The sequence below is a fragment of the Lysobacter claricitrinus genome, from assembly GCF_045866565.1.
Classification (GTDB): Bacteria; Pseudomonadota; Gammaproteobacteria; order Xanthomonadales; family Xanthomonadaceae; genus Cognatilysobacter; species Cognatilysobacter claricitrinus.
Window position 1 is genome coordinate 1 of record NZ_BAAFZV010000002.1, and the last position, 15,374, is coordinate 15,374.

Consider the following 15,374-nt stretch of genomic DNA (forward strand, 5'->3'; position numbering starts at 1 on the left):
ATGGCCAAGGGTAAGTTCGAGCGCACCAAGCCCCACGTGAACGTGGGCACGATCGGTCACGTCGATCATGGCAAGACCACGCTGACGGCCGCGCTGACGAAGGTGGGCGCGGAGCGTTTTGGCGGTGAGTTCAAGGCCTATGACGCGATCGACGCGGCGCCGGAAGAGAAGGCGCGCGGCATCACGATCTCGACGGCGCACGTGGAATACGAAAGCGCGAACCGTCACTACGCGCACGTCGATTGCCCGGGCCACGCCGACTACGTCAAGAACATGATCACGGGTGCGGCGCAGATGGACGGCGCGATCCTGGTGTGTTCGGCCGCGGACGGCCCGATGCCGCAGACGCGCGAGCACATCCTGCTGTCGCGCCAGGTCGGCGTGCCGTACATCGTCGTGTTCCTGAACAAGGCCGACATGGTGGACGACGCCGAGCTGCTGGAGCTGGTCGAGATGGAAGTGCGTGAGCTTCTGTCGAAGTACGAGTTCCCGGGCGACGACACCCCGATCATCCACGGCTCGGCCCGTCTGGCGCTGGAAGGCGACCAGTCGGACATCGGCGTGCCGGCGATCCTGAAGCTGGTGGACGCGCTGGACACGTTCATCCCGGAGCCGGAGCGCGCGATCGACAAGCCGTTCCTGATGCCGGTCGAGGACGTGTTCTCGATCTCCGGTCGCGGCACGGTGGTCACGGGCCGCATCGAGCGCGGCATCATCAAGGTGGGCGACGAAATCGAAATCGTCGGCATCCGCCCGACGCAGAAGACCACGGTCACCGGCGTCGAGATGTTCCGCAAGCTGCTCGACCAGGGCCAGGCGGGCGACAACGCCGGCCTGCTGCTGCGCGGCACCAAGCGTGACGACGTCGAGCGCGGCCAGGTGCTGGCCAAGCCGGGTTCGATCACGCCGCACACCACGTTCGAAGCCGAGGTGTACGTGCTGTCGAAGGACGAGGGCGGCCGTCACACCCCGTTCTTCAAGGGCTACCGTCCGCAGTTCTACTTCCGCACGACCGACATCACCGGTGCGGTGACGCTGCCGGAAGGCGTGGAAATGGTCATGCCGGGCGACAACATCAAGATGGTGGTCGAGCTGATCAACCCGGTGGCGATGGACGATGGCCTGCGCTTCGCGATCCGCGAAGGCGGCCGTACCGTCGGCGCCGGCGTCGTGGCGAAGATCCTGAAGTAAGTAGGCCGTCGGCCGGGCGCCTGTCCGGATGACGGTCGCGGTCGATCCAGCCATGCGGTCGGATCGATGCGACAAAGAAGGGGCGCCTCGGCGCCCCTTCCTATGAAGGCCTGAAGCGCGGTCGCGCCCTAGCGGCCGTTGCGAGCTGCGGTTGGCGGTCGGGCTCGATCTCGGTTCGCATGTCCGACCGACGACGGCGGAAAAAACGCACCGCTCGTCGCCTTGGACTGCGAAATTCGGCAGTTCGCCTCTTTACGCGGTCTTCGCATACAGGCTAGAATCGCGGTCCCTTCGAACTTGTTCGAGGGATCGACAGCGAAATGAGGGGCAGGACGCCACTCGTATTCGTCCGACAGGGAAGCGTCGTGTGTCGCTCCGGCCGCAGCTAGCGCTGCTTGCCGACGGGCTTCACGCGTCCTATACTTTCTTGTCTGGCGAGCCGGGAAACCGGCTCGCTTTGTTTTTCGCGTGTCACCGGCCGCAAGGCACGAGGTACGTGGCCACCGTGGGGTTCGGCGCATGAAGCCGCCGTGCCCGTCGCTCTTTACCGAAGGAAATCCCGTCATGGCGGACCAGAAGATCCGAATCCGGCTGAAAGCGTACGATCACCGACTGATCGATCGCTCGGCCAGCGAGATCGTCGAGACGGCCAAGCGGACCGGCGCGCAAGTGCGCGGCCCGATCCCGCTGCCGACCAAGATCGAGCGCTACACCATCCTCGTTTCGCCGCATGCCGACAAGGATGCGCGTGACCAGTACGAGACCCGCACGCACAAGCGCGTGCTCGACATCGTCGACCCCAACGACAAGACCGTGGACGCGCTGATGAAGCTCGAGCTCGCGGCGGGCGTTGACGTCCAGATCAAGCTGACCTGAGGCCTCCCACCATGACCGCGAAGAAGTATTCGTTGGGCATTGTCGGTCGCAAGGCCGGCATGAGCCGCGTCTTCCTTGAAGACGGCAAGTCGGTGCCGGTGACGCTGATCGAAGCGACGCCGAACCGCATCACCCAGATCAAGACCCCTGACACGGACGGCTACAGCGCCCTGCAGGTCACCGTCGGCGTGCGTCGCGCGTCGCTGCTCACCAAGCCGGAAGCCGGTCACCTCGCCAAGGCGAAGGTCGAAGGCGGCCGTGGCCTGTGGGAGCTGCGCGTCGAGAACGACCAGATCAATGGTTTCGAAATTGGCGGCGAGATCAAGGCCGACATCTTCGAGCCCGGCCAGATGGTCGACGTCCAGGGCGTCAGCAAGGGCAAGGGCTTCCAGGGCACGATCAAGCGCTGGAACTTCACCATGGGTGACGCCACCCACGGTAACTCGCTCTCGCATCGTTCGCCGGGCTCGATCGGCCAGCGCCAGACGCCGGGCCGCGTGTTCCCGGGCAAGAAGATGTCCGGTCACATGGGCGCCGAGACCAAGACGATCCAGGGCCTCGAGGTCGTCCGCGTGGACGCCGAGCGCGGCCTGATCGCCGTCAAGGGTGCGATCCCGGGTGCGCCGGGTGGCGACGTCATCGTCCGCCCGACGACCAAGGGCTAAGGAGAACACGATGGAACTCGCCATCAACAACAGCGACAAGAAGCTGTCGGTCTCCGACGCGATCTTCGGTCGTGATTTCAGCGAAGACCTGGTGCACCAGGTCGTCGTCGCCTACCGCAACGCCGGTCGCTCGGGCACCAAGGCCCAGAAGACCCGTGCGGAAGTCAACGGCACCACCAAGAAGTCGAAGAAGCAGAAGGGCGGCGGTGCGCGTCATGGCGCGCTGACGGCTCCGATCTTCGTCGGCGGCGGCGTGACCTTCGCGGCCAAGCCGCGCAGCTTCGCGCAGAAGGTCAACCGCAAGATGTATCGCGCCGCGATGGCGTCGATCCTGTCCGAGCTCAACCGTCAGGGCCGCATCTCGGTCGTCGATGCTTTCGAAATGGAAGCGCCGAAGACCAAGGACCTGATCACCAAGCTCAAGGATCTCGGCACCGGCCGCCGCCCGCTCCTCGTGACCGAGGATGCGACGGAGAACCTGTACCTGTCGGCGCGCAACCTGCCGTACGTCGAAGTCCGCGATGTCCAGGGTCTCGACCCGGTGACGCTCGTCGGCGCCGACTCGGTGGTGTTCACCGCTGACGCGGTCAAGAAGATCGAGGAGTGGCTGGCATGAACGACGCCAAGCTCTACAGCATCATCCGCGCCCCGCGCATCTCGGAAAAGACGGCGCGTCTGCAGGAAGTCTCGAACCAGTACGTGTTCGAGGTCGCCACCGACGCCAACAAGCTCGAGATCAAGGAAGCCGTCGAAAAGATTTTCGGCGTCAACGTCCGCGCGGTGAACGTGGTCAACATGAAGGGCAAGGGCAAGGCCTTCAAGTTCCGCATGGGCCATCGCGCCGACTGGCGCAAGGCCTACGTGACGCTGGCCGAAGGCCAGTCGATCGACGTGATGGCCACGGCCTGAGGATAGACAGATGGCATTGATGACCTTCAAGCCCACTTCGCCGGGTCGCCGCAGCGCGGTCCGCGTCGTGACCCCCGGTCTCCACAAGGGTGATCCGTACCAGGGTCTCGTGGAGAAGCAGGGCAAGACCGGTGGCCGCAACCACCATGGCCGCATCACGACGCGTCACGTCGGCGGTGGCCACAAGCAGCATTACCGCATCATCGACTTCAAGCGCGACAAGGTCGGTATCCCCGCCCGCGTCGAGCGCATCGAGTACGACCCGAACCGCACCGCGCACATCGCGCTGCTGTGCTACGTCGATGGTGAGCGTCGTTACATCATCGCGCCGAAGGGCCTGGCGACCGGCGATCAGGTGATCGCGGGCCGTGATGCTCCGATCCGCGTCGGCAACACGCTGCCGCTCACCAACATCCCGGTCGGCTCCACGGTGCATTGCATCGAGATGAAGCCGGGCAAGGGTGCGCAGCTCGCCCGCGCCGCTGGCGCTGGCGTGCAGCTGGTCGCTCGCGAGCAGGGCTACGCCACGCTTCGCCTGCGTTCGGGTGAAATGCGCAAGGTGCCGGCCGATTGCTGCGCGACGATTGGCGAAGTCGGCAACGACGAGCACAACCTCGAGAAGCTGGGCAAGGCCGGTGCGAAGCGCTGGCGTGGTGTCCGCCCGACCGTTCGCGGCGCGGCCATGAACCCGGTCGACCATCCGCACGGCGGTGGTGAGGCGAAGGCAGGCCAGGGTAATCCGCATCCGGTCACCCCGTGGGGCGTCCCGACCAAGGGTTACAAGACCCGCAAGAACAAGCGGACGCAGCAGTTCATCGTTCGCGATCGCAGGAGCTAATCGGCCATGCCACGTTCACTCAAGAAGGGTCCGTTCGTCGACCACCATCTCATCAAGAAGGTGGAGACCGCGGGCAACAACAAGAAGCCGATCAAGACCTGGTCGCGTCGTTCGACCGTCCTGCCGGAAATGATCGGCTTCACGATCGCCGTCCATAACGGGAAGAATCACATCCCGGTTCTCGTGAACGAGAACATGGTCGGTCACAAGCTCGGCGAGTTCGCCATGACCCGGACGTTCAAGGGCCATGTCGCGGACAAGAAGTCGAAGTAAGGAGATGACCATGGAAGCGAAAGCCATCCTGCGCAGCGCGCGCATCTCCCCCCAGAAGGCCCGTCTCGTCGCCGACCAGGTCCGTGGCCTGCCGGTCGAGCGCGCCCTCAGCCTGCTCAAGTTCTCCGACAAGAAGGTCGCGGGCATGATCTACAAGATCGTGTTCTCCGCTGCCTCGAACGCCGAGAACAACCTCGGCGCGGATGCCGACGACCTGCGCGTCAAGACCATCATGGTCGACGAAGGTCCGACGCTGAAGCGCTTCATGGCGCGGGCCAAGGGCCGCGGCACCCGCATCCTCAAGCGCACCAGCCACATCACTGTGGTCGTGGGCGCAGGCAAGTAAGGCGGAGCAGACTCATGGGTCATAAAGTACATCCCACCGGTATCCGCCTGGGCATCGCCAAGGACTGGAACTCGAAGTGGTTCGCCAACAAGAAGCAGTACGCCGGCTACCTGTCGGCCGACCTGAAGGTTCGCGAGCTGCTTCGCAAGAAGCTGGCACAGGCCGGTATCTCGAAGATCCTCATCGAGCGTCCCGCCAACAACGCGCGCGTCACGATCCACACCGCCCGTCCGGGCGTGGTGATCGGCAAGCGCGGCGAGGACATCGAGAAGCTGCGTAAGGAAGTCAGCGACGTGATGGGCGTTCCGGCGCACATCAACGTGTCGGAGGTCCGCAAGCCGGAGCTCGACGCGCAGCTCGTCGCCGAGTCGATCGCGCAGCAGCTCGAGCGCCGCATCATGTTCCGCCGCGCGATGAAGCGTGCGGTCGGCAACGCGATGCGCCTCGGTGCGCTGGGCATCAAGGTCAACGTCGCTGGCCGTCTCAACGGTGCGGAAATCGCCCGTTCGGAGTGGTACCGCGAAGGCCGCGTGCCGCTGCACACCCTCCGCGCCGATATCGACTACGGCTTCGCTGAAGCGAAGACCACGTACGGGATCATCGGTATCAAGACCTGGATCTACAAGGGCGAGATCTTCGACTTCGCCCAGGTCGGCCAGGAAAAGCAGGAAGAGAACTCGTCGCCGCGCGGCGAGCGCTCGGACCGCGGTGATCGTGGCGATCGCAATGATCGTCGCGGCCGCGAGCAGAGGTAATCGCCATGCTGCAACCCAAGCGAACCAAATTCCGCAAGATGCACAAGGGCCGCAATGACGGTCTGAGCTGGAGCGCGAACGCCGTCAGCTTCGGCGAGTTCGGCCTGAAGGCAACCGCCCACGGCCAGCTCACCGCGCGCCAGATCGAAGCGGCCCGCCGCGCGATCAGCCGCTACGTCAAGCGTGGCGGCAAGATGTGGATCCGCGTGTTCCCCGACAAGCCGATTACCCAGAAGCCGATCGAAGTCCGAATGGGCTCGGGTAAGGGCAACGTCGAGTATTGGGTCGCGCAGATCCAGCCGGGTCGCATGATTTACGAGATCGAGGGCGTCAGCGAGGAAGTCGCGCGCGAAGCGTTCCGCCTCGCCTCGGCCAAGCTCTCCGTGACCACCACCTTCGTTACCCGCACGGTGCGCTAATGGACCTCAAGGAACTCCGCACGAAGTCGGCCGACGAGCTGAACTCCCACCTGACCGACCTGCACAAGGAGCGTTTCGCGCTCCGCATGCAGCAGGCCACGGGGCAGCTCGCCGCGAGCCACAACGTCCGCCGCGTCCGTCGCGAGATTGCTCGCACGAAGATGCTGCTGGGCCAGAACCAGAAGTAAGGACCCGCCATGACCGACAACAATACAGAGAAGGCAATTCGCACGGTCGAAGGTCGCGTCGTCAGCAACAAGATGGACAAGACCGTAACCGTGCTCATCGAGCGCCAGGTCAAGCACGCGCTGTACGGCAAGTACATCCGTCGCTCGTCTAAGCTGCACGCGCATGACGCCGACAACTCCTGCAACGAGGGCGACATCGTCCGCCTGCAGGAAATCGCGCCGATGTCGAAGACCAAGAACTGGCGCGTGGTGCAGGTCGTCACCCGCGCGGCCGGTTAAGAGGAGAGCGAATCATGATCCAGATGCAGAGCTACCTCGACGTGGCCGACAATTCCGGCGCGAAGGAAGTGATGTGCATCAAGGTGCTGGGCGGCTCGAAGCGCCGTTACGCCGGCATCGGTGACATCATCAAAGTGTCCGTCAAGGACGCCATTCCGCGCGGCAAGGTGAAGAAGGGCGACGTGTACGACGCCGTCGTCGTGCGCACCCGCAAGGGCGTCCGTCGTCCCGACGGTTCGCTGATCCGTTTCGACGGCAATGCCGCCGTGCTGCTCAACAACAAGCAGGAGCCGATCGGCACCCGCATCTTCGGACCGGTCACGCGCGAGCTGCGTACCGAAAAGTTCATGAAGATCGTGTCGCTCGCCCCTGAAGTGCTCTGAGCGGAGGAAGACTGATGAACCGTATCCGCAAGGGCGACCAGGTGGTCGTCATCGCTGGCAAGGACAAGGGCAAGCAGGGCGAAGTCGTCCGCATGCTCGGCGACAAGGTCGTCGTGTCCAATATCAATGTGGTCAAGCGCCACACCAAGCCGAACCCGCAGGCGGGTCAGCCGGGTGGCGTGATCGAGCGCGAAGCGCCGATCCACGCGTCCAACGTGATGCTGCTCAACCCGGCGACGGGCAAGGGCGAGCGCGTTGCTTTCAAGGTGCTGGAGGATGGACGCAAATTGCGTGTGTTCCGCTCCAGCGGTGAGGCGGTTGACGCCTGAGGAATGCAGAAATGACCACCCGTCTCGAAAAGTTCTACAAGGACGAAGTCGTCCCGCAGCTCATCCAGAAGTTCGGCTACAAGAACGTGATGGAAGTGCCGCGCCTGGAAAAGATCACGCTCAACATGGGCGTGGGCGAAGCCGCGACCAACAAGAAGATCCTCGAAAACGCGGTCGCGGACATGACCAAGATCGCGGGCCAGAAGCCGATCGTGACGAAGAGCCGCGTGTCGGTCGCATCGTTCAAGATCCGCGACGGCTGGCCGATCGGCGCGAAGGTCACCCTGCGCCGCGCCAAGATGTTCGAGTTCCTCGATCGCCTGGTGAACATCTCGCTTCCGCGCGTCCGCGACTTCCGCGGCGTGTCCGGCAAGTCGTTCGACGGCCGTGGCAACTACAACATGGGCGTCAAGGAACAGATCATCTTCCCGGAAATCGATTTCGATCAGGTCGACGCGCTGCGCGGCATGGACATCGCGATCACCACGACCGCGAAGACCGACGCCGAAGCCAAGGCGCTGCTCGAAGCCTTCCGCTTTCCGTTCCGCAACTGATCCCAAAGGACGACAGACATGGCAAAGACCTCCATGGTCAACCGCGAGATCAAGCGCGCGAAGCTCGCGAAGCGCTACGGCGCGAAGCGTGACGAGCTGAAGAAGATCATCGCCAGCACCAACGCTTCTTACGAAGACAAGATGGACGCGGTCGTCAAGCTGCAGAAGCTGCCGCGTGACTCCTCTCCGTCGCGCCAGCGCAACCGTTGCGCGCTGTCGGGTCGTCCGCGTGGCGTCTATCGCAAGTTCGGCCTCGGCCGCAACATGCTGCGCAAGGCGACGATGAATGGCGATGTGCCCGGCCTGCGCAAGGCAAGCTGGTAACATAGTCCGCTTTACCGCGACGGGGCGACCCGTCGCGGCTTACAACTGAAATTCGCAATCCCGCGGATATCGGTGCTTCTCATAAGGAAACTCTCATGAGCATGACTGATCCCATCGCCGACATGCTGGTCCGCATCAAGAATGCGGCTGCCGTGCGCAAGCAGTCGGTAACCCTGCCGTCGTCCAAGATCAAGGTCGCGATCGCGAAGGTGCTGAAGGACGAGGGCTACATCCTCGACTTCCGTACCGCCGAAGCGGGCCCGGGCAAAACCGAGCTCGAGATCGCGCTGAAGTATTACGAGGGCCGCCCGGTGATCGAGCGTCTTGAGCGCTTCTCGCGTTCGAGCCGTCGCCAGTACCGTGGCAAGTCCGAGCTGCCGAAGGTCCTCAACGGCCTCGGTATCGCCATCATCTCCACCTCGAAGGGCATCATGACCGACTCGCAGGCGCGCCAGCAGGGCGTCGGCGGCGAAGTCCTGTGCTTCGTGGCCTAAGGGAGGAATCGACATGTCCCGAGTTGCCAAGAAGCCGGTCGCCCTCCCGAAGGGTGTCGAGCTCAATATCCAGCCGGAATCGATCAGTGCGAAGGGCCCGAAGGGCGCGCTCAGCGTTCCGAAGCCCGCCGCCATCGACGTCAAGATTGAAGACGGCACCGCCGTGTTCACGACGCCGGACGCCGCGCTGATCCCGCTTACCGGTACGCTGCGCGCCATCCTGGCCAACATGGTCAAGGGCGTTTCCGACGGTTTCGAGAAGAAGCTCGAGCTGGTCGGCGTCGGCTACCGCGCGTCGATGCAGGGCAAGGACCTGAACCTGTCGCTGGGGTTCTCGCACCCGGTCGTGTTCCCGGCGCCGGAAGGCATCACCATCACCACGCCGACGCAGACCGAGATCCTGGTCGCGGGCACCGACAAGCAACTCGTCGGTGAAGTGGCCGCCAAGATCCGCGGTTTCCGTCCGCCGGAGCCCTACAAGGGCAAGGGTGTGAAGTACGCGGGCGAAGTGATCATTCGTAAGGAAGCCAAGAAGGCCTAATCCGGCCGGGCGCCGCCCACCGCGGCGCCGGACCTTCCGCCTTCAGCTTTCGAGGACAACACCATGCACAAGAAAATCGCTCGCCTTCGCCGCGCCAAGTCGACCCGCTCGCACATCCGTGTGCTCGGCGTTCCGCGCCTGTCGGTGCTTCGCACCGGTCAGCACCTATACGCGCAGATCTTCTCGGCCGACGGCTCGAAGGTCCTCGCTGCTGCGTCGACCGTCCAGTCGGACGTGCGTGACGGCCTGAAGAACGGCAAGAACGCCGATGCCGCCGTCAAGGTCGGTCGCACGATCGCCGAGAAGGCGAAGGCCGCCGGCATCGAGAAGGTCGCGTTCGATCGTTCGGGCTACCGCTACCACGGCCGCATCAAGGCGCTTGCCGATGCCGCTCGTGAAGGTGGTCTGCAGTTCTAAGAACGGCTATGCCGTTCGGCCTGCCGGTGCAGACGCGCACCGGGCTACGGCGCGGATTCCCGCGCCGTCGATGCACCCGCGGTAATCCACAACGATAAGCGGCAACGCCGCAAATCCTTTCACTACAGAGAACCAACATGGCAGAAGAACGTCAGCAGCGCGGTCGCGATCGTGATCGCAACCGCGAAGAAGTCGACGACGGCATGATCGAGAAGCTGATCACGGTCAACCGTGTCAGCAAGACCGTCAAGGGCGGCCGCCAGTTCACCTTCACCGCGTTGACGGTGGTGGGCGACGGCAACGGCAAGGTCGGTTTCGGTTACGGCAAGGCACGCGAAGTGCCGGTCGCCATCCAGAAGTCGATGGAGCACGCGCGCAAGTCGATGACCAACGTCGACCTCAACAACGGCACCCTGTGGCACACGGTCAAGGCCGGCCACGGCGCGGCCCGCGTGTTCATGCAGCCGGCGTCCGAAGGTACCGGCGTCATCGCCGGCGGCGCGATGCGTGCGGTGCTGGAAGCGGCGGGCGTCAAGAACGTCCTCGCCAAGGCCGTCGGTTCGCGCAATCCGATCAACCTCGTGCGCGCCACGATGCGCGGCCTGACCGACATCCGGTCGCCGTCGCAGATCGCGGCCAAGCGCGGCAAGAAGGTGGAGGACCTGGTCCATGGCTAAGCACCAGGCTGTCGAGGGCGGTACCGTCAAGGTCCGTCTGGTCAAGGGTCTTCGCGGCACGCAGTCGATTCATCGGCTGTCCGTGCGCGCGCTGGGTCTCAACAAGCTCAACGATGTGCGTGAACTGAAGGACAGCCCGCAGGTACGCGGTCTGATCAACAAGGTTCACTACCTCGTTCGCGTCGAGGAGTAATCGACCATGCGTCTCAACACTCTGCAGCCCGGTGAGGGCGCGCGTACCGAGCCCAAGCGCGTCGGTCGTGGTATCGGTTCCGGCCTGGGCAAGACCTGCGGTCGCGGCCACAAGGGTTCGTTCGCTCGCGCGGGCAAGGGCAAGATCAAGGCCGGTTTCGAAGGCGGCCAGATGCCCATGCAGCGCCGCCTGCCGAAGATCGGTTTCCGCTCGATGACGGCCAAGGAATCCGCCGAGGTGCTGCTGTACGCCCTCGAGGGTCTTGAAGCCGGCGAAATCACCATCACCTCGCTGAAGGAAGCGGGCCTCGTGCCGCCGAACGCGAAGAAGGTGAAGCTGGTGAAGAAGGGCGACGTCACCAAGGCTTTCACCCTGAAGGGTGTGTCGGCCACGGCGGGCGCGAAGGCGGCGATCGAAGCCGCTGGCGGATCGATCTCGGAGTAAGGGCCTGATGGCGCGTAGCAACAGTTCGATGGCCGGCCTCGGCGGCGGCCTCGGTAAGTTCACCGAGCTCCGCCAGCGACTTCTGTTCGTCGTCGCGGCGTTGATCGTCTATCGAATCGGTTGCTACGTCCCGGTCCCGGGCGTGAATCCCCAGGCGATGGTCGACTTCATGTCGACCCGCCAGGGGACGATCGTTGACATGTTCAACATGTTCTCGGGCGGTGCACTGCATCGCCTGAGCCTGTTCGCGTTGAACGTCGCGCCGTACATCTCGTCGTCGATCGTCGTCCAGCTGCTGACGCAGATCGTGCCGAGCCTGAAGGCCATCCAGAAGGAGGGCGAGTCGGGGCGACGCAAGATCAACCAGTGGTCGCGCCTTGGCACGATCCCGCTCGCCGTGTTCCAGGCGTGGGGAATCGCGACGTGGCTGCAGACCGCGAGCGCGCCGGGCGGTACGCCGGTCGTGTACGCCGGCGGTCCCGGCTTCATCATCACCGCGGTCGTTGCACTCACCGCCGGTACGATCTTCCTGATGTGGCTGGGTGAGCAGATCACCGAACGCGGCATCGGCAATGGCATCTCACTGCTGATCTTCGCCGGCATCGTCTCGCGCATCCCGGCCGAGATCGTCAACATGCTCGGCCAGATCCGCGACGGCGACATGGCCGCACCGGCTGCGCTGATCACCGCCGCATTGGTGCTCGGTTTCACGTACTTCGTCGTGTTCGTCGAGCGCGGCCAGCGTCGCATCACGGTGAACTATGCGCGTCGCCAGGGTGGCCGCAACGCCTACCAGAACCAGTCGTCGTTCCTGCCGCTGAAGCTCAACATGTCGGGCGTCATCCCGGCGATCTTCGCGTCCAGCATCGTCATGTTCCCGGCCACGGCCGCGACGTGGTTCAGCCAGAACAATTCGCAGTCGTGGCTGCTCAAGCTCAGCCAGATGCTGTCGCCGGGCGAGCCGCTGCACATGATCCTCTATGCGGCGCTGATCATCGGCTTCGCGTTCTTCTACACCGCGCTGGTCTTCAACTCGCAGGAAACGGCCGAGAACCTGAAGAAGTCGGGCGCGTTGATCCCGGGCATCCGGCCGGGCCGCGCCACCGCCGACTACATCGACGGCGTGCTGACGCGCCTGACCGCAGCCGGTGCGATCTATCTGGTGCTGGTCTGCCTGCTGCCGGAAATCATGCGCACGCAGCTCGGCACGTCGTTCTACTTCGGCGGCACGTCGCTGCTGATCGTGGTCGTGGTGGTGATGGACTTCATCGCGCAGATCCAGGCGCACCTGATGTCCCACCAGTACGAAAGCCTGCTGAAGAAGGCAAACCTGCGCGGCGGCAACCGCGGCCGCTGATACCGTCGCTCGGCGCCGTCACGTGGGCTGCACGGCGGACGGTTTGATGGCATAATGGTCCGCTGGGCGGCTCCAGCTGCTCGCAGGCCAGGATGGCCGACCGGTTTGAATCCCGGCCTGGACGGCGAAACGAAACACGACGCGGCGCGTTGACCTTCGAGTCGACCGTCGCACATGGGCGACCCGGGCGGCAGTCCCGCGCACGGGTGAACCCTTGGCCATACGCGCGCCTGAGGAGCGCGCGGGGCCGGGCAGGGCGGTTCGCCGCGGTGTCCGGTACAGCCGGGGTTCGTCGCCGGAGCATGGGCACACTCCCCATGCCGGGTCGAAGCGGTTCACCGCATCGGCTCCAAGCAAGCCGGGACACATCACATCGAGTTTTCTCGAGAGTTCACCGCCGGGCGCGAGCCTGGCGCATTTCAGTTTGGAGATCGCCTCATGGCGCGTATTGCAGGTGTGAACCTGCCTGCCCAGAAGCATGTCTGGGTGGGGCTGCAGAGCATCTACGGCATCGGCCGTACCCGTTCCAAGCAGGTCTGCGAGTCGGCGGGTGTCGAGCCGACGACCAAGATCCGTGACCTGTCCGAGCCGGAAGTCGAGCGCCTCCGTGGCGAAGTCGGCAAGTTCGTGGTCGAGGGTGACCTCCGCCGCGAAATCGGCATGGCGATCAAGCGCCTGATGGACCTCGGTTGCTACCGCGGCCTCCGTCACCGTCGCGGCCTGCCGCTGCGTGGTCAGCGCACCCGGACCAATGCACGCACCCGCAAGGGTCCGCGCAAGGCCATCAAGAAGTAAGGAACCGACATGGCCAAGCCTGCCGCGAAAGCTCCGAAGAAGAAGATCAAGCGCGTCGTCACCGATGGCATCGCGCACGTCCACGCTTCGTTCAACAACACCATCATCACGATCACCGACCGCCAGGGTAATGCGCTGTCGTGGGCGACGTCGGGCGGCGCGGGTTTCCGCGGTTCGCGCAAGTCGACCCCGTTCGCTGCGCAGGTCGCCGCCGAAAAGGCCGGTCGCGCTGCGATGGACTACGGCGTCAAGGCGCTGGAAGTCCGCATCAAGGGCCCGGGTCCGGGTCGTGAGTCGGCCGTGCGTTCGCTCAACAACGTCGGCTACAAGATCCTCAACATCATCGACGTGACGCCCATCCCGCACAACGGATGCCGTCCGCCGAAGAAGCGCCGCGTCTGAGGAGGAATAAGACATGGCACGCTATATCGGTCCTACCTGTAAGCTCGCGCGCCGCGAAGGCGCCGACCTCAGCCTGAAGTCGCCCGCCCGTGCTCTCGACTCGAAGTGCAAGCTCGAGCAGAAGCCCGGCCAGCACGGCGCCACCGCCCGCAAGGGCAAGCTGTCCGACTACGCCACCCAGCTTCGCGAGAAGCAGAAGGTCAAGCGTATCTACGGTCTGCTGGAGCGTCAGTTCCGCAACTACTACAAGAAGGCTTCGAACCGGAAGGGCAACACCGGCGAGAACCTGCTGCAGTTGCTCGAGACGCGTCTCGACAACGTCATCTATCGCATGGGCTTCGCGGTCACCCGCGCGGCTGCTCGCCAGCTCGTCAGCCATCGCGGCGTCACCGTCAACGGCAAGATCGTCAATCTGCCGTCGTACCAGGTGAAGGCCGGTGATGCGATCGCGCTTGCCGAGCGCGCGCAGAAGCAGCTCCGTGTGCAGGAGGCCCTGACGGTCGCCCAGCAGATGGATCTGTCGCCGTCGTGGATTGAAGTCGACGCGAAGAAGTTCGCCGGCGTCTTCAAGTCGGTTCCGGACCGTGCAGACCTGCCGGCCGACATCAACGAAGCGCTCATCGTCGAGTTGTACTCGAAGTAATTTCATCCGGGCCGGCGTGACGACGTCGGCCCCCAGGAGAAGCCACAACATGACGGTTACCGCCAACCAGGTATTGCGCCCGCGTGGTCCCCAGATCGAACGTCTGACCGGCAATCGCGCCAAGGTCGTGATCGAGCCGCTGGAGCGCGGCTATGGCCACACCCTCGGCAATGCGCTGCGTCGCGTCCTGCTTTCGTCGATCCCCGGGTTCGCAATTACCGAGGTGGAGATCGATGGCGTGCTCCACGAGTACACCACGGTCGAAGGCCTTGAAGAAGACGTGCTCGAGGTTCTGCTGAACCTCAAGGACGTCGCCATCCGCATGCACACGGGTGACAGCGCGATGCTGTCGCTCAACAAGTCGGGCCCGGGCATCGTCACCGCCGGTGACATCCGTACCGACCACAACGTCGAGATCATCAACCCGGAGCACGTTGTCGCGCACCTGACCAAGGACACCGCGCTCAACATGCGTCTGAAGATCGAGCGTGGCTACGGCTACCAGCCCGCCGCCGCGCGTCGTCGTCCGGACGAGGAGACCCGCGCCATCGGTCGCCTGATGCTGGACGCGTCGTTCTCGCCGGTCCGTCGCGTCGCGTATGCGGTGGAAGCCGCGCGCGTCGAGCAGCGTACCGACCTCGACAAGCTGGTTCTCGACATCGAAACCAACGGCACGATCGACGCCGAGGAAGCGGTCCGCACCGCGGCCGACATCCTCACCGATCAGCTGTCGGTGTTCGGCGACTTCACCCACCGCGAGCGCGGTGCGGCGAAGCCGGCGACCGGTGGTGTCGACCCGCTGCTGCTGCGTCCGATCGACGATCTCGAGCTGACGGTGCGTTCGGCCAACTGCCTCAAGGCCGAGAACATCTACTACGTCGGCGATCTGATCCAGAAGACGGAAGTCGAGCTGCTCAAGACGCCGAACCTCGGCAAGAAGTCGCTCACCGAGATCAAGGAAGTGCTCGCGCAGCGCGGCCTTGCCCTCGGCATGCGTCTCGAGAACTGGCCGCCGGCCGGCATCGCGTCGCATGGAATGATGGGGTGACGCGCGGCGGCTAGGACGCGCACGCGTTCTGCCG

General features: G+C 64.4%; 27 protein-coding genes. All 27 read left to right on the plus strand.

Annotated elements, in window-relative coordinates; all coding sequences use genetic code 11:
- The 27 genes from tuf (at position 1) to ACKTTN_RS04670 (ending at position 15,340) form a co-directional block, all read left to right on the plus strand.
- Positions 1 to 1,191: an elongation factor Tu gene (gene tuf, locus ACKTTN_RS04540; protein ID WP_407908712.1), complete on the plus strand. Its 1,191-nt coding sequence runs from the start codon at positions 1 to 3 to the stop codon at positions 1,189 to 1,191.
- A 564-nt stretch (positions 1,192 to 1,755) separates the two neighbouring features.
- Positions 1,756 to 2,067, plus strand: coding sequence for a 30S ribosomal protein S10 (gene rpsJ / locus ACKTTN_RS04545; protein ID WP_014161383.1), 312 nt, complete (start codon positions 1,756 to 1,758; stop codon positions 2,065 to 2,067).
- A gap of 11 nt (positions 2,068 to 2,078) precedes the next feature.
- A complete protein-coding gene (gene rplC / locus ACKTTN_RS04550; RefSeq protein WP_407908713.1) occupies positions 2,079 to 2,732 on the plus strand; it encodes a 50S ribosomal protein L3 in 654 nt (217 codons plus the stop codon).
- A gap of 10 nt (positions 2,733 to 2,742) precedes the next feature.
- A complete protein-coding gene (gene rplD, locus ACKTTN_RS04555; RefSeq protein ID WP_407908714.1) occupies positions 2,743 to 3,348 on the plus strand; it encodes a 50S ribosomal protein L4 in 606 nt (201 codons plus the stop codon).
- Positions 3,345 to 3,641 carry a 50S ribosomal protein L23 gene (gene rplW, locus ACKTTN_RS04560; RefSeq protein ID WP_407908715.1) on the plus strand — a complete coding sequence of 99 codons (297 nt, stop codon included), beginning with the start codon at positions 3,345 to 3,347 and terminating at the stop codon, positions 3,639 to 3,641. Before rplD ends, rplW begins: the two co-directional genes overlap by 4 nt.
- A gap of 10 nt (positions 3,642 to 3,651) precedes the next feature.
- Positions 3,652 to 4,479 carry a 50S ribosomal protein L2 gene (gene rplB, locus ACKTTN_RS04565; RefSeq protein ID WP_407908716.1) on the plus strand — a complete coding sequence of 276 codons (828 nt, stop codon included), beginning with the start codon at positions 3,652 to 3,654 and terminating at the stop codon, positions 4,477 to 4,479.
- Between the two features lie 6 nt (positions 4,480 to 4,485).
- Entirely contained in the window at positions 4,486 to 4,752 is a 267-nt protein-coding gene (gene rpsS, locus ACKTTN_RS04570) for a 30S ribosomal protein S19 (RefSeq protein ID WP_027082411.1), read from the plus strand.
- 10 nt (positions 4,753 to 4,762) lie between these two features.
- Entirely contained in the window at positions 4,763 to 5,098 is a 336-nt protein-coding gene (rplV, locus tag ACKTTN_RS04575; protein ID WP_407908717.1) for a 50S ribosomal protein L22, read from the plus strand.
- 14 nt (positions 5,099 to 5,112) lie between these two features.
- On the plus strand, positions 5,113 to 5,853 hold the full coding sequence (gene rpsC / locus ACKTTN_RS04580) for a 30S ribosomal protein S3 (protein ID WP_407908718.1): 741 nt from the start codon (positions 5,113 to 5,115) through the stop codon (positions 5,851 to 5,853).
- A gap of 5 nt (positions 5,854 to 5,858) precedes the next feature.
- Positions 5,859 to 6,272 (plus strand): 50S ribosomal protein L16, encoded by a 414-nt coding sequence (rplP, locus tag ACKTTN_RS04585; protein WP_027082414.1) that lies wholly within the window; start codon positions 5,859 to 5,861, stop codon positions 6,270 to 6,272.
- Entirely contained in the window at positions 6,272 to 6,460 is a 189-nt protein-coding gene (gene rpmC / locus ACKTTN_RS04590; protein ID WP_407908719.1) for a 50S ribosomal protein L29, read from the plus strand. The genes rplP and rpmC overlap by 1 nt, the downstream gene beginning before the upstream one ends.
- Before the next feature lie 9 nt (positions 6,461 to 6,469).
- Entirely contained in the window at positions 6,470 to 6,739 is a 270-nt protein-coding gene (rpsQ, locus tag ACKTTN_RS04595) for a 30S ribosomal protein S17 (protein ID WP_027082416.1), read from the plus strand.
- Positions 6,740 to 6,753: 14 nt separating this feature from the next.
- Positions 6,754 to 7,122 carry a 50S ribosomal protein L14 gene (gene rplN / locus ACKTTN_RS04600; RefSeq protein ID WP_027082417.1) on the plus strand — a complete coding sequence of 123 codons (369 nt, stop codon included), beginning with the start codon at positions 6,754 to 6,756 and terminating at the stop codon, positions 7,120 to 7,122.
- An 11-nt stretch (positions 7,123 to 7,133) separates the two neighbouring features.
- Complete coding sequence (rplX, locus tag ACKTTN_RS04605; protein ID WP_407910008.1) at positions 7,134 to 7,451, plus strand: 50S ribosomal protein L24; 318 nt, start codon at positions 7,134 to 7,136, stop codon at positions 7,449 to 7,451.
- Between the two features lie 11 nt (positions 7,452 to 7,462).
- Positions 7,463 to 8,005: a 50S ribosomal protein L5 gene (gene rplE / locus ACKTTN_RS04610; RefSeq protein WP_407908720.1), complete on the plus strand. Its 543-nt coding sequence runs from the start codon at positions 7,463 to 7,465 to the stop codon at positions 8,003 to 8,005.
- A gap of 18 nt (positions 8,006 to 8,023) precedes the next feature.
- Positions 8,024 to 8,329, plus strand: coding sequence for a 30S ribosomal protein S14 (gene rpsN, locus ACKTTN_RS04615; RefSeq protein WP_407908721.1), 306 nt, complete (start codon positions 8,024 to 8,026; stop codon positions 8,327 to 8,329).
- Between the two features lie 95 nt (positions 8,330 to 8,424).
- Positions 8,425 to 8,823, plus strand: a complete 399-nt coding sequence (gene rpsH, locus ACKTTN_RS04620) for a 30S ribosomal protein S8 (protein WP_407908722.1) — start codon at positions 8,425 to 8,427, stop codon at positions 8,821 to 8,823.
- A 13-nt stretch (positions 8,824 to 8,836) separates the two neighbouring features.
- Complete coding sequence (gene rplF, locus ACKTTN_RS04625; RefSeq protein WP_407908723.1) at positions 8,837 to 9,364, plus strand: 50S ribosomal protein L6; 528 nt, start codon at positions 8,837 to 8,839, stop codon at positions 9,362 to 9,364.
- A gap of 63 nt (positions 9,365 to 9,427) precedes the next feature.
- A complete protein-coding gene (gene rplR, locus ACKTTN_RS04630; RefSeq protein WP_407908724.1) occupies positions 9,428 to 9,781 on the plus strand; it encodes a 50S ribosomal protein L18 in 354 nt (117 codons plus the stop codon).
- 137 nt (positions 9,782 to 9,918) lie between these two features.
- Positions 9,919 to 10,458, plus strand: coding sequence for a 30S ribosomal protein S5 (gene rpsE, locus ACKTTN_RS04635; RefSeq protein ID WP_407908725.1), 540 nt, complete (start codon positions 9,919 to 9,921; stop codon positions 10,456 to 10,458).
- Positions 10,451 to 10,651 carry a 50S ribosomal protein L30 gene (gene rpmD, locus ACKTTN_RS04640; protein ID WP_133479378.1) on the plus strand — a complete coding sequence of 67 codons (201 nt, stop codon included), beginning with the start codon at positions 10,451 to 10,453 and terminating at the stop codon, positions 10,649 to 10,651. The genes rpsE and rpmD overlap by 8 nt, the downstream gene beginning before the upstream one ends.
- Before the next feature lie 6 nt (positions 10,652 to 10,657).
- Positions 10,658 to 11,095: a 50S ribosomal protein L15 gene (rplO, locus tag ACKTTN_RS04645; protein WP_407908726.1), complete on the plus strand. Its 438-nt coding sequence runs from the start codon at positions 10,658 to 10,660 to the stop codon at positions 11,093 to 11,095.
- Between the two features lie 28 nt (positions 11,096 to 11,123).
- A complete protein-coding gene (gene secY / locus ACKTTN_RS04650) occupies positions 11,124 to 12,452 on the plus strand; it encodes a preprotein translocase subunit SecY (protein ID WP_407910009.1) in 1,329 nt (442 codons plus the stop codon).
- 438 nt (positions 12,453 to 12,890) lie between these two features.
- Positions 12,891 to 13,247, plus strand: a complete 357-nt coding sequence (rpsM, locus tag ACKTTN_RS04655) for a 30S ribosomal protein S13 (RefSeq protein WP_407908727.1) — start codon at positions 12,891 to 12,893, stop codon at positions 13,245 to 13,247.
- Positions 13,248 to 13,256: 9 nt separating this feature from the next.
- Complete coding sequence (gene rpsK, locus ACKTTN_RS04660; RefSeq protein ID WP_027082429.1) at positions 13,257 to 13,649, plus strand: 30S ribosomal protein S11; 393 nt, start codon at positions 13,257 to 13,259, stop codon at positions 13,647 to 13,649.
- A gap of 13 nt (positions 13,650 to 13,662) precedes the next feature.
- Entirely contained in the window at positions 13,663 to 14,292 is a 630-nt protein-coding gene (gene rpsD, locus ACKTTN_RS04665) for a 30S ribosomal protein S4 (RefSeq protein WP_027082430.1), read from the plus strand.
- Between the two features lie 49 nt (positions 14,293 to 14,341).
- Positions 14,342 to 15,340, plus strand: coding sequence for a DNA-directed RNA polymerase subunit alpha (locus tag ACKTTN_RS04670; RefSeq protein ID WP_407908728.1), 999 nt, complete (start codon positions 14,342 to 14,344; stop codon positions 15,338 to 15,340).
- Positions 15,341 to 15,374 lie beyond the last annotated feature (34 nt).

Bases quoted from the DNA above. Each gene is read 5' to 3' on its own strand.
- rpsJ (WP_014161383.1), top strand. From the start codon at position 1,756: ATGGCGGACCAGAAGATCCGAATCCGGCTGAAAGCGTACGATCACCGA.
- rplO (WP_407908726.1), top strand. From the start codon at position 10,658: ATGCGTCTCAACACTCTGCAGCCCGGTGAGGGCGCGCGTACCGAGCCC.
- rpmC (WP_407908719.1), top strand. From the start codon at position 6,272: ATGGACCTCAAGGAACTCCGCACGAAGTCGGCCGACGAGCTGAACTCC.
- rplE (WP_407908720.1), top strand. From the start codon at position 7,463: ATGACCACCCGTCTCGAAAAGTTCTACAAGGACGAAGTCGTCCCGCAG.
- rpsM (WP_407908727.1), top strand. From the start codon at position 12,891: ATGGCGCGTATTGCAGGTGTGAACCTGCCTGCCCAGAAGCATGTCTGG.
- rplV (WP_407908717.1), top strand. From the start codon at position 4,763: ATGGAAGCGAAAGCCATCCTGCGCAGCGCGCGCATCTCCCCCCAGAAG.
- rplW (WP_407908715.1), top strand. From the start codon at position 3,345: ATGAACGACGCCAAGCTCTACAGCATCATCCGCGCCCCGCGCATCTCG.
- rplC (WP_407908713.1), top strand. From the start codon at position 2,079: ATGACCGCGAAGAAGTATTCGTTGGGCATTGTCGGTCGCAAGGCCGGC.
- rpsH (WP_407908722.1), top strand. From the start codon at position 8,425: ATGAGCATGACTGATCCCATCGCCGACATGCTGGTCCGCATCAAGAAT.
- rplB (WP_407908716.1), top strand. From the start codon at position 3,652: ATGGCATTGATGACCTTCAAGCCCACTTCGCCGGGTCGCCGCAGCGCG.
- rplF (WP_407908723.1), top strand. From the start codon at position 8,837: ATGTCCCGAGTTGCCAAGAAGCCGGTCGCCCTCCCGAAGGGTGTCGAG.
- tuf (WP_407908712.1), top strand. From the start codon at position 1: ATGGCCAAGGGTAAGTTCGAGCGCACCAAGCCCCACGTGAACGTGGGC.
- rplP (WP_027082414.1), top strand. From the start codon at position 5,859: ATGCTGCAACCCAAGCGAACCAAATTCCGCAAGATGCACAAGGGCCGC.
- rpsN (WP_407908721.1), top strand. From the start codon at position 8,024: ATGGCAAAGACCTCCATGGTCAACCGCGAGATCAAGCGCGCGAAGCTC.
- rpsD (WP_027082430.1), top strand. From the start codon at position 13,663: ATGGCACGCTATATCGGTCCTACCTGTAAGCTCGCGCGCCGCGAAGGC.
- rplN (WP_027082417.1), top strand. From the start codon at position 6,754: ATGATCCAGATGCAGAGCTACCTCGACGTGGCCGACAATTCCGGCGCG.
- rplD (WP_407908714.1), top strand. From the start codon at position 2,743: ATGGAACTCGCCATCAACAACAGCGACAAGAAGCTGTCGGTCTCCGAC.
- secY (WP_407910009.1), top strand. From the start codon at position 11,124: ATGGCCGGCCTCGGCGGCGGCCTCGGTAAGTTCACCGAGCTCCGCCAG.
- rpsQ (WP_027082416.1), top strand. From the start codon at position 6,470: ATGACCGACAACAATACAGAGAAGGCAATTCGCACGGTCGAAGGTCGC.
- rplR (WP_407908724.1), top strand. From the start codon at position 9,428: ATGCACAAGAAAATCGCTCGCCTTCGCCGCGCCAAGTCGACCCGCTCG.
- rpmD (WP_133479378.1), top strand. From the start codon at position 10,451: ATGGCTAAGCACCAGGCTGTCGAGGGCGGTACCGTCAAGGTCCGTCTG.
- rpsE (WP_407908725.1), top strand. From the start codon at position 9,919: ATGGCAGAAGAACGTCAGCAGCGCGGTCGCGATCGTGATCGCAACCGC.
- rpsS (WP_027082411.1), top strand. From the start codon at position 4,486: ATGCCACGTTCACTCAAGAAGGGTCCGTTCGTCGACCACCATCTCATC.
- ACKTTN_RS04670 (WP_407908728.1), top strand. From the start codon at position 14,342: ATGACGGTTACCGCCAACCAGGTATTGCGCCCGCGTGGTCCCCAGATC.
- rpsC (WP_407908718.1), top strand. From the start codon at position 5,113: ATGGGTCATAAAGTACATCCCACCGGTATCCGCCTGGGCATCGCCAAG.
- rpsK (WP_027082429.1), top strand. From the start codon at position 13,257: ATGGCCAAGCCTGCCGCGAAAGCTCCGAAGAAGAAGATCAAGCGCGTC.